Raw genomic sequence first — 16,369 nt, 5'->3', positions numbered from 1 at the left:
TCCTCAAGCTACCGTGCCACGGCGCAGAGCGCCGGAGAAGGTTGCGAAAATGGCGAGCACGACGGCCAGAAGCGTAAAGGACAAAGATGCGCCTAGCGGCCAGTTGAAGGCCTGCGTGAACTGGTCTTCGATCACCGTTCCCATGGTGACGCCGACACGTCCGCCCAGGATGCGCGGTTCCATGAACGAGCCGATCACCGGAATGAAGATCAGGACGGAGCCAGAAATCAGGCCGGGTGCGGCGAGCGGCACCAAAATCTTGAACAAAATGGTCCACCAGCGCGCGCCGAGACTCGATGCAGCCTCAATGATCGCGTCATCGATAGCCACAAGCGCGATGTAGCAAGTCAGGATCATGTAGGGCAGATAGCCGTGGACAAGACCGACCACGATGGCATAGCGCGTATAAAGAAAACCGATCGATCCGGCATCGGGCGCGATCATATGCAGGAGATTGTCAAGGAAGCCGTTTTCCCGGAGTACCATCGTCCACGAAAAGACGCGCACAAGACCGTTGGTCCAGAATGGCAGGAGAATGAGGATCAACAACATCTCACGCGTCTTGCCGAAGGTCGAGCGGACCAAAGCCACAGCCGCCAGGAAACCAAGCACTGCGCAGAACAGCGTCGTCCAGAAGCCGATCAGCAGCGACGTGATGCCGATCCCCACCAGATAGGGTTGGTCGATGAACGCGCGGTACTGCTTCAGCGTAAAGACGATCGGGGCCTTGCCCATCGGTGTCGCGGACATGAAGCTGAACACGAGCATGGTCAGCAGCGGCAGGAAAACGGCAAGTGTCAGCCATCCATAGGTCGGCAGCAGCAGTGCCGTCGTCGATATCCATGGGGGGAGCGGACGCCGGCTGCGCGGACCCGAAGGTCCGCGCTCTGACGCTGAAATCACTCGATCATTCTGCATAGAAGGCTTTCACTTCCTGCCAGATATTGTTGAAGGCTTCACGGCGGTCGTCGGGAATGCCCGAGACAAAGGACGTCGTCTTTAAGTACTCGGTCTTGTGCACCAAACGCGTGAGATCGTCGGCCGGGAGTGCCGAAAGGGCTGCCGAATTCGACGAGGCGGGCGCCCCTATCTTGGTTGCCCACTCGACATAAAATGTCGGATCGATCATCCAGTTGATGAAGGCAAGAGCACCTTCTGGATTCGGCGCCGATGACGGAATCCCGAGACCATCGACCCAACCGACGCCGCCTTCCTTAGGCACTACGAACTGAACCGGAAGTTTGGAAACGCGCTTGGAGCGTACTGAACCGCCCGACCAGAACAGCGACAGGTCGAATTCCTTGGCGGCGAACGACTTGTTCCACTGGTCTTCCGTCGACCACAGCAACTTGACGTTCGGCTTGATGGACTTCAGCGCGGCCGTGACAGCAGCCAGATCCTTGGGATCGTTGATGTCCTGCCCGCTCATCAGCGCGCCGACACCGACATTGATGATGGCGTCGTCGTCCATGGCAACACGACCCTTATAGGCCGGGTCTGCGAGGACCGCATAACTGTCGGGAACGGTCATGCCTTCACGGATGGCAAGCGAGGTCATGCCCCAGACCCAAGGAACGGCATAGCCCTTGCCGTCCTTGCTGAAGTTCGGGTTGGCGCGGAGGGTCTCATCGACCGTTGAGGCGTTTGGAACCTTGCTGAAATCGATCGGCTGCAGCAGGTCTTCGGCAACCGCCTGGGCGCAACGCGCAGCGTTGAGGATAACGAGATCATAAGTCCCCGGATTGGTGCGCAGCTTGGTGAGCATTTCCGATTCCGAGCTATAGTAGTCGTGAACGACCGTGATGCCGGTCTTTGCCGCGAAAGCCTCGACAGACCATTTTTCGTCCGTTCCGTAGCCTTGCCAGTTCAGGACCGTGATGGTGCCCGCCGAAAAAGCCTTGCGCGGAAGGCTAGAGAAGCTGACGCCAGCGACAAGCGCCGCGGACATTAATTTCATCGTGTTGCGTCTGGTGAGTTCAGTCATTGTGGCACCCCTCTTGAACATACACAGTTATGGACGATCGTGACCGCGGTCAGCGACCTCAACGGATCGGCAAGGCCGAAAACAGAAGACATGCCAAATGCACATCAACTAATTTGTGTACCAACTATAACCAGAGGAGAGCGAAGGCTCGAGGCGCATGATTTCCAGGCGAGCAAAAGCCTGCGCCGCAAAGAGCGGAACATGACTTCATAACCGAGATATCGGTGCCGTACTTCGATAATGACCCACCTAAATCATTCGATTGTCGGTGGACCTTTAGTTCAAACCCTCTGATCTTTGAAATCAGTCTTTTTATTTTTTTATTTGCATACAAACTATTAATGACGAATTGACAGGTGTCAAGCGCTACCTTGCGTCTGCAGCGGAAAAATAGATGTCGAGTCGGCGGTCCTGCGCGCTTTCAGCAATCGTGAGGCGTATGCCTTCTGCGCTTGCAACATAGCCGATCCCCCGCCCATCAAGACGAACAGCAAGGACATCGCCGATATCCAACCGAGGCAGATCGATGTAGCCAGCTGCGGCAACAGGCGCGATGGTGCAGGCCAGTCGTCCATCGCTCATGACGATGCGCGACAGCGTCGTTTGCAGGTCCGTCCGCAACATCACGCGGCCATTGAGCGTCATCGACAAAGCAGCGGCCTCGACCTGCAGATGCAAAGTCCCCGATGGCGACAACATTGGCCCGAGCGCCAGGTCGCGGCCGGTGTTGCGCACTGTCCAGCCCGTCCACGGATCAAATTCGACGATTTCGCCGGTTGCCATCAATGGCAGCATGGCGGCCCAGATGTAGAACGGGTCGGTGTCACCCTGGTCCAGTGCCTCGCCGGTCACGGCATTGTAGTTTTCGGAGGCGATGCGATCCTCGCGCCAGTTCTTCATGAACAGGTCGTAGCTCTGGCCGGCGAGCTTGCTCGCTTCGGCCGTGAAGCCGTAGCGACGCAGGCCGAGCCAGACCATGTAGTTGACATTCGGCCAGATGCGGCCGCGCCAGTAGACGTTGTCGGCGAAGGCCGGATCGTCACGCGTCGCGTTCGGCAGCACGAAGTCCCCGCCGAAAGTGGTCTCGTCGCTCAGATGTTTAAGCAGACGCGCCGCCTGAGCCGGCGTCGCGGCGCCGCAAAGCAGCGGATAGAAGCTGGTCGGAGACAGCGATCGGACAAAACCACCGCGCCGCTGTCGATTGGCAAAGATGCCGCGGCTTTCATCCCAGAGCGTTTCCGAGATCAGCGTCCGGTGGCGTTCGGCCAAAGCGGCGAATTGGCGGGCATCGTCATGCTTGCCGAGCACGACGGCCATTTTTGAGAGCATTTCGGCATCGAGAGCGGCCGCGCAGTTGAGGCCGAGGTCGAAGGTCGAGAGCGTCCGGGTGACGGGATCGTAGATCGCTTCGTCATGCGTCGCGGAGTTGTCCATGCCGGTCTCGTTGCGCGCGCCGAAGGCAGTGCCCTTGTACAGGCCCTCACCTACATCAGAGGTGCCGCAGGACAGCAGGCCGAAACCGTCGGGATCGCGATTCTCCTGCCACCAGCGCCGATTGCGCACCAGCGCGTCGTAGCTTGCCTGGATCATCGACCGTTCGCCGGTCCGCTGGTAGAGCTGCCAGACGACGAGCGCGCCGAACGGCAGCTGGGTGCGATCGACCCAGGCATCGTTGGAGGTGACGATGCAGGCGATATTGCCCTGCGGCGTTGCGCCGGCCATGGCGGTCGCCATGTTTTCGCGCGCCAGATCGGCGTCGAACACGCCGGCGAGAAGGGCCGCGAAAATCTGGTCGTTGAACCAGACGGCAAATTTCCCGAGATTCCAAATCCGCGTCACCGCCGTATAGGGCCGCGCGTTGGTCTCGTCCCAGATGGTGTTCCAGGCGACCACGTCGCGCATTGCGTCGAGGGCGCCCTCGAACAGGCCGGTCTGCGCCACGGCGAGCTCAGCCGGCGCGCCGGCCGCAAGGCAGGCCTTCGCCTTTGCGATCGCGAGCTCGGCGCTGTCGGCGACGCCCGCCGCATAGGCGCCCTGGCGCATCATCTCAAGATTGAAGCGCAGGGCGATCACCGGCGCTTCGTTTTTGCGCGTGGCGGTGTAGAAATAGCCGTTCTCCTCGAAGTCCGCCCGCAGCGCGTCGATCGTGTCGTGGCCGGTGACGTGCACCGGCGCCTCGGCGGTCGCGACCGCCACGAATCGCGTGCCAACCTTCAGCAGCGTAATGTTGCGTGCCGCATCATGGACCGCCACCTCACCGCCATCGGAGGAGATCGCCAGCGTCACCCAAAATCGCAGCCCCCATTCGGCCGACACCTTGCCGGTCCACCTGCCGCGTACGGCGAAGGGGTCGGTCTTGGTCGTCGAAAACGAGACCGTCGTACCGCTGAGGTCTGTCTCCAGCTCGATCAACGAGCCGTCAATGGTGTGACGGCCGAGGCGAACGGCGTCGCGCCGCGGCTCTATCGCGGAGGTCGTCCTGCTACGCGTTGAATACAGAACCGGCGTGATCCGCACGCCGAGCGGCAGGAAGACCATTTCGGCCGGCCGGCTTGACCAGCTGTTCCAGGCACGCATCAGGGGGATTGTCGAATGTTGTAGCATGGCTCTGTAACTTCCGGTCAGTGTGTCAGCGGAATAAGTTTCGGTACTGCGGACAGGCCGCTCTTGTCGGCCGTATCGCCGAGATAAGGCGTGTTGGCGTAATATCGGTTTGCCGCCGTGTTGGCGACGCGCAACTCGAGCGAATGGACGCCAGGACGCAACCGGCCGAGCGCAAAACGATAGGGCCGCCAGCCCCGCCGATCGATCTGCCGGCCGTCCAGGCTGGCGGCGACCACGGTCGCGACGTCAGGCAACTCGAGAAACCAGTCGGCCTCGTCGCCGATCTCCAGCGCCAGCCGGTAGATCCCGGTGCCGGACAAATCGGCAAATCCCTGCGTCTCCCATCCGGTCTCAACCGAAATCGGCACGAATGCCGCATTGGCCGCCGGCGCAAAACTCCAACCATCGACAAGTGAGACGGCGCGCGCGGGGTCAAGCGCTGGCTGGTTCGAGAGATGGCCATCGCCTGCGCCCCCATGCGTTGTCTGACGCAGGCGGAGGCAGCGCGCTTCCTGCGCTTCGAGCGTGACGGTCAATTGACTGAAGGCAGCGGCCTCCTCGATCTTGCCTGTCGTGGCGGACCAGACTTCGCAGTCGAAACCGTCATTGAAGAAAATCTCACTTTCCAGCGCGGCTTCACCATCGTTGAAGAGAACGATCCGCCACCAGCCATTGTCCTCGTATCCGGCCCATTGCCAGAGCCGGTCCGCGGGATGGCCGGTGATGACAGGACCGGACGGCGGAAGCCCTGCCAGCAGCGCGTCGATATCGCTGCCGCCGGGCATCCGATCGATATGCGTCGACGCCACCGCAGCCATCGGATCGGTGGCATCGCAAACGGTCGACAGGCGATCTCCGGAGGACCAGACGACACCGCCAGCGGCGCGGAAGGTCTCCAGTGCCCGCACCGTTTTTTTCGTCTCCAGCACGGTCACCGATGGCAGGATCAGGGCATCGAAGACAAGCCCCGAGACCAGCATCTGGCCGTCCTCGATCCTCGCCTTGGCCAGATCGGCCTCGCTGACGAACATGAAGTCGCAGCGCTTGGCCAGAAGCCCTTCGCACCATGCACCGATGTGGGTGGCATGGCCGTGGCGTGGGCCTTCTGCGAAGGCGGTATGAAGTGGATAGAGGATTGCGACCGGGGTGCGGGGTGTGGCCGGCTCGATGAAGGCTGAGATACGCGCGGTCTCCTGCGAAAACAGGTCATGATAGCCCCACCAGGGCTCAAAGTTGATGCCCGGCGCGAAATCGAAACGCGGATTGGTAAAGGGCGTCGGATCGTTGTCGCGCCCATCCGTCTGGTAGACGCCGTGCCATAGAAACTGGCGAGTGCCGAGGCAATAAAGCCGGATTGCCTGCGCCCGCATCGTCTCCAGCGTCAGTTCCCATTGCCCGGCGGCGCGCACCGGCGTTCGCTCGGCACTGGCATAGGTTTCGACGACACAGCGGCTGCGGCCATTCGAGCGGGCAACGGAATCGCCGAGCTTGGGCGCCAGCTGTGCGACGAAATTGTTGGAGTCGACCGTCGTCTCATGCCTGTAGGCATCGATGCCGAAGAAATCCACGGCAAGCGCGACCCTGGGGTCAATGCTGGTGAAGCCCCCGTTCAAGGCCCACGAACTGATATGCGGCAGGATTTCGTGCCCCGTGAGTGCGATGCCCTTGCGTTCGGCCCATCGACGCAGCGTGCCCGAGAAGGCATCGTTCATCAGGGCTGAATAAGCGGCATAAAATTGCGCGCGCAGCCGCAAGGTGTCAGGCCCGACATTGCGCAGCAGCGCCAGCAGCGTCTTGGCGAACGGCTGGCCCGTGTTTTGCAAAACGGCATCCGGCAGCGTCGAAGCAAATAGCAGACTGTTGCCAAGACTGCCCGAAATCTGATCCCATTTGTAAAAGCCGGCCGCCGGCTGGTCATAGAAGACCAAACCGACGGGATCAGGCACGAGATCACCAAGCGCTTCGACGAGCGGATCGAGCCCGACGTCGATAAACCGCTCCGCGGCTTCCGGCAGGAGGTAGTTGATCAGCCGGGACGTCGTGGAGCGCGCGCTGATGAATACCGTTATCGTCTGGCCGTCTTTAATCTCCCCGTCGAATGCGTAGGTGCAGGAAACACCGTCGCTTCTAACGACTGATGTCTGCGTGGTCACATCGACAATCTCGTCCAGACTGCCAACCTCGCCGGAGGAATGCAGCAGGGCCGACGCGACCATCCATTCGCACCACTCGACCCGACCGCCTTCATATTGCCACTCGAAAATGTCCGATCCCATCTTCCGAGTGAAAGGCGGATGAATGCCACTGATCTCACCCCGCGGATCTCCTGAGGACATCCAGAAAAGATGGCGCTCGCGCAGGTCGTCGCGGTCCACGACTGTCCGGCCGCCGGCGTGCCCGCTGATCCAGTTATAGTCGTCGTAGATCCCGAGCTTCACCCCCAGCTCGGCGGCGATGCCGGCCGCGGCGCGATAGGCGACGAGGTAGGCCGGCGACAGGTAGTCGTCGCGCGACATCGCAAGCCGAGCCTGGATCAGGATCGTGCCGATCCCCTTCTGTTTGAAATCGGCAAGCTGCGCGTGGCAGACCTCCTCTGTCGGGATCGAATGCCAGAACCAGTAGGCCGACGGCCGGAACGCTGTTGTCGGGTTCTCGAATAAGTCGCGGCGATCGATGTCCTGCCCGGTTCGGATCTGCTCCAATCGTCTGCTCCCTAGTGGGTTGCCGCCGTCACGCGTTGCATGGCGTTGGTCGTTTCCGTCCAGGCCGGCTTGTCGGGCGCGAAACGCGCTCTCAGATAGTCGGCAAGATCCTTGATCTGGCTTTCGTTCAGCGTCTGGCGAAAGGCCGGCATCGACATTACTTCCGGGGCCTCACGGCCGGTGGTCTGCGCCAGAATCGCCGGCGCCTCGACACCGTTCAGGATCGCCTGGATGAGATTGTCCGGCGTCGCCGCATGCAGGTTGCTGTTGAGCGCCAGCGACGACAGGATCGAGTTTCCGGTGTGGCATGTGGCGCAGGCGCCGTTGAACAGCCGCTCGCCCTTCGGCGAAACCCGAGCGGCGACAGCCTTGGCCGCTTCACTTGCGGCAATGGCGGCCTCGCTTTGTGCGTTGCTATCGGCGGGGGCCTCGTTGAGGCTGGCGAGATATGTTGACATGGCACGGATATCGTTATCCGGCAGCGGCTGCATGACTTCGACGACATGCGCCATCGGGCCGGCGGCACTGCCGTGATCGCGCGAATGTCCGGTGCGCAGATAGTCGTAGAAGGCGTCCGCCGTCCAGCTGACAGGGCCCTTGGCGAAGGCATTGAGAGCCGGCGCCTCCCAGCCATCGGCAAAGCCACCCGAGAGCCGGGCGCTGCCGCTCTTTTCCGCGCCCAGCACATTTCGGTCCGTGTGACAGGCCGAACAGTGACCGAGCGTCTCGACGAGATAGGCGCCCCTGTTCCATTGCGCACCACGGGTCTCGACGTATTTGAACGGCTCAGCTTTCAGAAACAGCGCATTCCAGCCCGCCATCATCGCGCGGATGCTGTAGGGAAATTTGAGCTTTGTCTCCGGCGCCTTTTCGGCGACCGGCGCCTGCGTCATCATGTAGGCGTAGAGTGCCTGAAGATCGGCTTCCTCGGCGCCCGCGAACGAGGTGTAGGGATGGGCGGGATAGAGGTGATGGCCGTCGCGGCTGACGCCCTCTCGCATGGCCCGTTCGAAGGCTGGATACGACCACGCGCCGATGCCGCTTTCAGTGTCCGGGGTGATGTTCGTGGCATAGACGGCGCCGAACGGCGTGTCGAAGCGCCGGCCGCCGGCAAAGCGTGTGCCGTCATCACCGACATGGCAGACATTGCAGGCGCCGGCCGCGGCCGCAAGCCTGCCGCGTTCGATGGTGGCCGGGCTGTAGACGTTGGCATCGGGTCGCGGAATAGTGCCGATAGCAGAACGCCAAGGCGAGGCCATTGTGACGATACCGGACAAAGCGGCGACGGCACCGACGGCCGACAGACCGATGTTCCACCACTTCCGCTTCTTCGCCACCGGGGCAGCCGGCGCTTCATCCGTCTTGCCGTTCAGCGCGGCGAGTACCAGCTCCGGCGTCAGCGGTAGTTCGCGGAAGCGAATGCCGGTGGCATCGTAAACGGCATTGGCGATGGCCGAGGCGCTGGGAACGGAGGCGGATTCTCCGACCCCGAGCGGCGGCTCGTCCTGCCTCGGCACCATCAGCACGTCGATATCAGGCACCTCGGGGAAGGTGATCAACGGATAGCCGCCCCATTCCTTCGACTGCACGGCGGTCGAGGAGAATTCGACTTTTTCCTTCAGCACCCGGCTGGTGGATTGAATGATATTGCCGTGGATCTGGTGGCGCACGCCGTCGGGATTGATCATCATCCCGGAATCCTGCGCGCAGGTCACTTTGGTGACCGCGATCTCTCCGGTCTTCTTGTTGACGGCGACATCGGCGACCCAGGCGGCCCAGGCGGCGGCCTTGCCCGGAAACGGTCCATGGACGTAAACGGCATAGGCAAACCCGCGCCCGTAGAGCAGGTCGCCCTCACCACCCAGCGTGCCCCATGTCGTATGCGGCACCCATTTCGCCCGCTCGGCCAGCGCATGCACCAGGTCGACGGCGCGCGGATCGTGGAGGTAGCGAAGCCGGTACTCGACCGGATCGACGCCGGCGGCGGCTGCCAGTTCGTCGATGTAGCATTCGTGCGCAAAGGTGTTGGGCATTGCCGACACGCCACGGAACCAGGAAGCACGCGCGATCGGCGGCATATCGTGCACGGTGACGCGGAGGTTCCCGTAGGCATAGGGCGGGATGGCGGTGCGATCGCCCATCTGCACGACGTCGGAAACTGGCGGCATCTTGCCGGTGAGGATCAAGGGAAGGGTCGGCGCCAGATTGGAGGGATAGCGGGTTTCGAAATCATAGGCGGACGGACCGCCCTCCAGGTCGATACCGCCGCGCACATCCATGATCTGGGCGGCGCCCTTCGGCTCCCAGGCATGTTCCTGCTCGCGCGTCAGCTGCACCCGGACAGGTGCCTTGACGGCGCGCGACAGCAGGGCGGCGTCGGCCGTGACGTCATCGGCGCAATTGCGGCCATAGCAGCCAGCCGCCTCCAACCGCTCGACCCGGATCAGCTCTTCCGGCATGTCGAGCAGCAGCGCCAGATCGCGGCGCATTGGAAACGGGTTCTGCGTCCCCGACCAGACGGTCAGCCCTGCGTCACTGTAATCGGCTACCGCGCAGGACGGCCCGATCGAGCCGTGCATCTGGTAGGGCCAGACATAGGTGCGGTTCATCGGCTGGGCACTGCCGGCCAGGGCCATATCGACATTGCCGAGATCGGCAAGCTTGCGCGCAGTCGACGGATTGGCGCGCAGCGCCTTTTCCGGCGCGTTGAGATCCGGCCACTCGGGCGGCGCGCGCCACACGACCTTCAGGCTCTTGGCCGCCTCGATGGCGTTTTCCTCGCGGGTCGCGACCACGCCGACGAAATCGCCGAGGGCGACGACGCCGACCAGCCCGTTGATGTGCGCAACCGATGTTTCGTCGATGGAGATCAGGCTGTTTCCGACATGATCGCCGTGATCGAACCCCGCATAAGGCGGGCGAACGACGCGGCCATGCAGCATGCCCGGCACGCGCACATCATGCACATAAGTCCAGCGCCCCGTAGCCTTCTCGGGGATATCGACGCGCGGCCGCGACGAGCCGACCAGTCTATAGTCCGAGGCCGGCTTAAGGGCCGCGTATTTATCGATCGACAGCCTGACATGGCTGCCGGCGACGATGTCGCCGAAGCTGAGCTGCCAGTTCTCGCCGCCATCGGCACGGATGATGCCGTCTTCCAGTCGCAGCCGCTCAAGCGGCACGCCGCCCTTCTCAGCCGCCTTGGCGAGCAAATGATGGCGGGCGGTGGCGGCGGCCTGGCGCAGCGGCACTGCGGTGATCTGGATCGTTTCGCTGGCGATGGTCGCGCCCTGGTTGGGCGCGGCGGAGGTCGTGCCGAGCACCATGTCCACCTGCTCGAACGGCATGCTGAGCTCTTCGGCAACGATTTGCGCCAGAGAGGTGCGGATGCCCGTCCCTAGATCAACATGGCCGTTGAACGCAGTCACACGGCTATCGGCGCCCACCGCGATGTAGAGTTCCGCACCGTCGCCAAGCCTTGTATCGTTGACAACAAGCAGCATGTCGGCGGCCGACATATAGGCGGATTTCGGCATTTGGCGGTGGTCGGTCACGGGGAGACCTCCTTCGCAGCTTTTGATGAGATATCGTCCGGCGTGGATCGTCGCGTCCGTTCGGCCCTGGAATAGGCGACCGCCCGCCTGGCCGCGGCAAGTATTTCCATGTGCGTTCCACAACGGCACAGATGATGGCGCAACGCCTCGCGGATCGCGTCCTCGTCGGGATCGGCATTGCGATTGAGCAGGGCTGTGGTGGCGATGATCATGCCGTTCAGGCAATATCCGCATTGAGCGGCGGCCTCGTCGATAAACGCCGCCTGGACTGGATGCAGATGCTCGGGCGTGCCGAGACCCTCAAGCGTAGTGACGCGGCGAGTGCCGACGGCACCCAGAGGCACGGTGCAGGAGCGCACGGAGCGACCATCGACGAGAACGGCGCAAGCGCCGCATTCACCGAGGCCGCAACCGTATTTCGGGCCATTGAGGGAGAGATCGTTTCTGAGGATATAGAGGAGTGGTGTTTCCGGGCTTGCTTCGACGCTCTCGACGGCATCGTTCACATTCAAACTGAAGCAAACTGGCAGTGTCAAAGCAGGCCCTCCGCCCCGGAGAACGAAACACAGACCTCGCCTCTTTCCATCGGCCGTACCGCTACGCAGCAGACATCACTCGGACGTCCGCAAACCATAACGATGCGACAGTCACCGACTCTTCGCATCTATTGCCCCTTTTATTATTAAGAAGTGCATACGCTTTATAATGACAAAAGACAAGTCGGATTTCATCATCGGGATTTTGCTAGTATATCCAATCAGCAAGGCGTTTTTTGTGTCGTCTTGATAAAAATCAGAACATCGCTATTGCAATTTAGAGCGTATGCGCTAGAATTTTTGCCAAGCCTCCAATCGTGGGAACAATGCGTCGAAAGACAGCTAAGAAGGGTCGCTATGTCTAACGGAAAAGAAAAGATCGCGATTATCGGCGCCGGCCTCGGCGGCGCTGTCGCGGGTGCGCTGCTCCAACACGCAGGTTTCGACGTCAACGTCTATGAACAGGCACCGGCATTCTCGCGCCTGGGCGCCGGCATTCATATGGGGCCGAACGTCCTGAAGATTTTCGAGCGCATCGGCGTCGACAAGAAGGTGATCGGCATCAGCAGCACGCCGAGCCATTGGTTCAGCCGCGACGGCATTACCGGCGAATACACCGCCCGGGTTTCGCTTGAAGGCTACGGCCAGACCTATTGCACCGTTCACCGCGGCGACCTGCAGGCCATCCAGTGCGATGCGTTGCAGCCAGGCACCTTGCATTTCGGCAAGAAGCTGGCTCGCCTCGACGATAGCGGCACCGATGTGCTGATCGAATTCGAAGACGGAACCTCGATACGCGCCGACATCGTGATCGGCGCCGACGGCATCAATTCGCGCGTTCGCGAAACGCTGCTCGGCGAAGAGAAGCCGAATTACAGCGGCTGGGTCGGGCATCGCGCCCTGATCTCGTCCGACAAACTGAAGAAATACGATCTGACATTCGAGGATTGCGTCAAGTGGTGGGGGCCGGACCGTCATATGATGGTCTACTACACGACGGCTCGGCGCGACGAATATTACTATGTCACCGGCGTTCCGCATCCGGCCTGGGAATTCGATTCGGCTTTCGTCGACAGCAGCCGCGACGAGATGGCGGCGGCGTTCGAGGGTTATCATCCGATCATCCAGGCGCTGATAGAAAGCACCGATGGGGTGACGAAATGGCCGTTGTTCAACCGTAACCCGCTGCCGCTCTGGAGCAAGGGCCGTCTTGTGCTGCTTGGAGATGCGTGCCATCCGATGAAGCCGCATATGGCGCAGGGTGCCGCGATGGCGATCGAAGACGCCGCCATGCTGACCCGCTGCCTGCAGGAGACCGGCGTCAACGACTTCCGCACCGCTTTCGGATTGTATGAGACCAATCGCCGCGATCGCGCGACGCGTGTCCAGAGCGTTTCGAACGCCAACACTTTCCTGCTCAAACAGGAGGATCCGGCCTGGGTCTACGGCTATGATATCTATGCCGCCCCCCTGAAGAGCGAGACTGCGGCATGAGCGGCGGCGCCTTGTACGGGGCGAATGTCTTCGCCAACGGCATCCGCCAGCACTATCTGCGCTATGGCGGCAAAGGCCCTGCGGTCATCCTGATCCCGGGCATCACCAGCCCCGCGATCACCTGGGGTTTCGTCGCCGAACGCCTGGCCGAGCGTTACGACGTCTATGTGATCGACGTACGCGGCCGCGGCCTGTCGTCGACTGGCCCCGACCTCGATTACGGCCTCGACGCCATGGCTGCCGACGTCGTCGGCTTCGCCTTGGCACTTGGACTAGCTACTCCCGCCCTGCTCGGCCATTCGATGGGCGCGCGCATCGCCATTCGTGCCGCCGTTGCGGCGCCGGAGGCGTTTTCGAGGCTGGCGCTGATCGATCCGCCGGTCTCCGGCCCCGGACGCCGCGCCTACCCGAGCAAGCTGACCTGGTATGTCGACAGCATCCGCCTGGCGCTGAAGGGCATCGACGCGGAGGGCATGAAGGCGTTTTGTCCGACATGGACCGACGAGCAACTGAAGCTGCGCGCCGAATGGCTGCACAGCTGCTACGAGCCCGCGATCGTCACCGCTTTCGAGGACTTCCACAAGGACGACATCTTTCCGGATCTGCCGAAGCTCAAGCAGCCGGCCATGTTGATGGTCGCCGGCCGTGGCGGCGTGATCGAAAGCGTCGACGTGGACGAGGCCCGCTCGCTTTATCCGGGGCTGGAAATTACCCGGGTGCCAAATGCAGGGCATATGATTCCATGGGATGATTTCGACGGCTTCTTTGCCGCGCTTGGAGATTTTCTCTCCCGTTGATTGAAGCGGCGGTGGGGCGATGATCCACCGCCGTTTGTTTGAGAGCCGTTTTTTTTTGCGAAGCAAAGGATTTCACCCGTGCAGAAGTATTACCGAATCGGCCAGATCGTTCCGAGCTCCAACACGACGATGGAGACCGAAATTCCCGCCATGCTGACGGCACGCCAGTCCATCCGGCCCGAGCGCTTCACTTTCCACTCCAGCCGCATGCGGATGAAGAAAGTGGTGAAGGAAGAACTGGCGGCAATGGACGCCGAATCCGACCGTTGCGCCGTCGAGCTCTCCGACGCCCGCGTCGATGTTCTTGGATACGCGTGCCTGGTCGCCATCATGGCGATGGGCCTCGGCTATCACCGCCAGTCGGAGAAGCGCCTGATGGGTCGCACCCAGGAGAATGGCACTGATATTCCCGTCGTGACCAGTGCCGGCGCCCTGATCGAGGGCCTGAAGGTGATGAAGGCGAGGAAGATCGCCGTCGTCGCGCCTTATATGAAACCGCTGACGGAGCTGGTCGTGGACTACATTCGCGAGGAAGGCTTCGAGGTCGTGGACTGGCGGGCACTCGAGATCCCCGACAATCTGGATGTGGCGCGCCACGACCCGGAAAATCTTCCGGCGATCGTGCAGACGCTCGACCTGACCGATGTGGACGTGATCGTGCTATCGGCCTGCGTGCAGATGCCATCGCTGCCCGTCATCGCCAAGGTCGAAGCCATGACAGGCAAACCGGTACTGACCGCCGCCGTCGCGACCACTTATTGCATGCTCAAGAAGCTCGGTCTGGAAGCCGTCGTGCCAGGCGCCGGCGCACTTTTATCGGGCGCATACTGAAGAGGGGCCGATCATGCAGAGCGCGCAAAGCAATTATCAGGGCGTCTGGGGCAACCGCATCGGCTTCGGCCAGCGCCCTGCCCTCCTCGTCATCGATTTCCTAAAGGGGTACACCACCGAGGGCGCGCCTCTCTACGCCCCTGGCGTGGTTGACGCGGTCGCGCAGACGCCGGCGCTCATAGATGCCGCCCGCGAGGCCGTCATCCCGATCATCCATACGCGCATCCTCTATCTTGCGGAAGACTGCGCCGATGGCGGGATGTGGGTGAAGAAGTCGCCTGTCATGAAAGGAATGGTCGAAGGCAACGTGCTGGCCGAATTCTGCGACGGTGTCGAGCCTGCCAGCGGCGAACTCGTCATCGTCAAGCAATATGCCAGCGCCTTCTTCGGCACCAGTCTTGCCTCCCAGTTGCATGCGCAGGGGATCGACACCGTGATCATGGCCGGCTGTTCGACCAGCGGCTGCATTCGCGCCACCGCCGTGGATGCGGTCCAGCATGGATTCCGCGGCATCGTGGTGCGCGAGTGCGTCGGCGACCGGCACCCAGATCCGCACAATGCCAATCTCTTCGACATCGACAGCAAATATGGCGATGTCGTTTCGAGGGAGGAGGCGATCGCGGAAATCGCCAAAGTCAGGTCCGACCGCGCATAATTTGGGGGAAACGCCCCAGACTTCAAACCTAAGCCTTCAAACAAGATAGGGGAACGAGCATGGATCAATTCAGTTTCACGGAAATTTGCCTGCATCAGTTGAAGATGTCGGGTGTCCACGAGGGCGAAAAACTCATCGTCCTGACCCAGGGCAGCGAACGCCTCGATTACGCCGACGCCTTCATGGCGGCAGGCATGCGTCTTGGCGCCAAGATGTATCACATGCGTTTGCCGCCGGTGCCACCGGCAGGTGCCTGGGCGGTCGGCCAGACGGGCCTCGCCGCCATGCCGGAAGCGGTAGAGGCCCTGAAGGCCGCCGACATGCTGATCGACTGCATCTTCCTGCTCTTCAGTCCGGAACAGATGGCGATCCAGGCGGCCGGCACGCGTATCCTGACTGCCGTCGAACCGCCGGAAATTCTGGCACGCATGCTGCCGACCAAGGAATTGCGCGAGCGCGTCGAATTTGCCGGAGACCTGCTGTCCAAGGCGAAGGTGATGCGGATTACCTCTCCGCACGGCACGGACGTCACCTACAAGCTCAACACCTATCCCGCCATTACCGAATATGCGTGCACGGACGAGCCGGGCCGCTGGGATCATTGGCCGTCCGGCTTTGTCTTCACCGGCGGTGACGACGATGGCGTCGACGGGACAATCGTCGTTGCTCCGGGCGACATCCTGCTGCCGCAGAACATCTACGTGCGCGACCCGATCATCTACACGATTGAAAACGGATGGATCACCGATATTCGCGGCGGCCTCGATGCCGAGCTGGTCAAGTCCTACATGGATGGTTTCAACGACCCGCGTGGCATGGGCATGAGCCATGTCGGCTGGGGTCTCAATCAGAACGCCAAGTGGCATCGCATGGTACCGGGCGAATTCCCCGGTGGCATGGGAATGGAGGCACGCTCCTTCTACGGCAACGTGATGTTTTCAACCGGCCCCAACAACGAGCTCGGCGGCCCGAACGACACCGCGTGCCATCTGGATATCCCGATGCGCGGTTGCTCGCTGTTCCTCGATGATGAGCCAATGGTTCTGGATGGCGACATCGCCGTGAAGGAAATGAAGCACAACTTCAAATAACCGGGCTTGCCAGCCGCTCCGCGTTAAATCGCGCGGAGCGGGTTGCGGTGTGCCACGCCTTGACCGTCGCAACACGCTGTGGTGTTTCCTGCATTCCCGCCAAAGACGCCGTAACTGATGG

General features: G+C 61.8%; 11 protein-coding genes. 5 read left to right on the top strand and 6 right to left on the bottom strand.

Annotation, left to right across the window (positions count from 1 at the left end):
* Positions 1-3: 3 nt before the first annotated feature.
* The 6 genes from AB8B31_RS26955 to AB8B31_RS26930 form a co-directional block, all read right to left on the bottom strand.
* Positions 4-918: an ABC transporter permease gene (locus AB8B31_RS26955; protein WP_018245253.1), complete on the bottom strand. Its 915-nt coding sequence runs from the start codon at positions 916-918 to the stop codon at positions 4-6.
* On the bottom strand, positions 908-1,984 hold the full coding sequence (locus tag AB8B31_RS26950; RefSeq protein WP_032994185.1) for an ABC transporter substrate-binding protein: 1,077 nt from the start codon (positions 1,982-1,984) through the stop codon (positions 908-910). Before AB8B31_RS26950 ends, AB8B31_RS26955 begins: the two co-directional genes overlap by 11 nt.
* Before the next feature lie 366 nt (positions 1,985-2,350).
* On the bottom strand, positions 2,351-4,588 hold the full coding sequence (locus AB8B31_RS26945) for an MGH1-like glycoside hydrolase domain-containing protein (RefSeq protein WP_131590815.1): 2,238 nt from the start codon (positions 4,586-4,588) through the stop codon (positions 2,351-2,353).
* A gap of 17 nt (positions 4,589-4,605) precedes the next feature.
* Positions 4,606-7,290, bottom strand: coding sequence for a carbohydrate-binding protein (locus tag AB8B31_RS26940; protein WP_439007577.1), 2,685 nt, complete (start codon positions 7,288-7,290; stop codon positions 4,606-4,608).
* 11 nt (positions 7,291-7,301) lie between these two features.
* On the bottom strand, positions 7,302-10,844 hold the full coding sequence (locus AB8B31_RS26935; protein ID WP_131590819.1) for a molybdopterin cofactor-binding domain-containing protein: 3,543 nt from the start codon (positions 10,842-10,844) through the stop codon (positions 7,302-7,304).
* Entirely contained in the window at positions 10,841-11,380 is a 540-nt protein-coding gene (locus AB8B31_RS26930; protein ID WP_245268266.1) for a (2Fe-2S)-binding protein, read from the bottom strand. The genes AB8B31_RS26935 and AB8B31_RS26930 overlap by 4 nt, the downstream gene beginning before the upstream one ends.
* Before the next feature lie 357 nt (positions 11,381-11,737).
* Between AB8B31_RS26930 and AB8B31_RS26925 the strand changes: the two genes are divergently transcribed.
* The 5 genes from AB8B31_RS26925 (at position 11,738) to AB8B31_RS26905 (ending at position 16,248) form a co-directional block, all read left to right on the top strand.
* Positions 11,738-12,874 carry an FAD-dependent monooxygenase gene (locus AB8B31_RS26925; RefSeq protein WP_047620176.1) on the top strand — a complete coding sequence of 379 codons (1,137 nt, stop codon included), beginning with the start codon at positions 11,738-11,740 and terminating at the stop codon, positions 12,872-12,874.
* Positions 12,871-13,671: an alpha/beta fold hydrolase gene (locus AB8B31_RS26920; RefSeq protein ID WP_047620175.1), complete on the top strand. Its 801-nt coding sequence runs from the start codon at positions 12,871-12,873 to the stop codon at positions 13,669-13,671. Before AB8B31_RS26925 ends, AB8B31_RS26920 begins: the two co-directional genes overlap by 4 nt.
* A 78-nt stretch (positions 13,672-13,749) precedes the next feature.
* Positions 13,750-14,502, top strand: coding sequence for a maleate cis-trans isomerase family protein (locus tag AB8B31_RS26915; protein WP_047620174.1), 753 nt, complete (start codon positions 13,750-13,752; stop codon positions 14,500-14,502).
* A gap of 13 nt (positions 14,503-14,515) precedes the next feature.
* Complete coding sequence (locus AB8B31_RS26910) at positions 14,516-15,157, top strand: N-carbamoylsarcosine amidohydrolase (protein WP_131590821.1); 642 nt, start codon at positions 14,516-14,518, stop codon at positions 15,155-15,157.
* 59 nt (positions 15,158-15,216) lie between these two features.
* Complete coding sequence (locus tag AB8B31_RS26905) at positions 15,217-16,248, top strand: leucyl aminopeptidase (RefSeq protein ID WP_047620173.1); 1,032 nt, start codon at positions 15,217-15,219, stop codon at positions 16,246-16,248.
* Positions 16,249-16,369: the final 121 nt, after the last annotated feature.

Source organism: Rhizobium sp. 62_C5_N11_2 (genome assembly GCF_051811185.1).
Taxonomy (GTDB): domain Bacteria; phylum Pseudomonadota; class Alphaproteobacteria; order Rhizobiales; family Rhizobiaceae; genus Rhizobium; species Rhizobium leguminosarum.
Note: the sequence above shows the minus strand (reverse complement) of the source record. Positions and strands in the feature narration are given on the sequence as shown.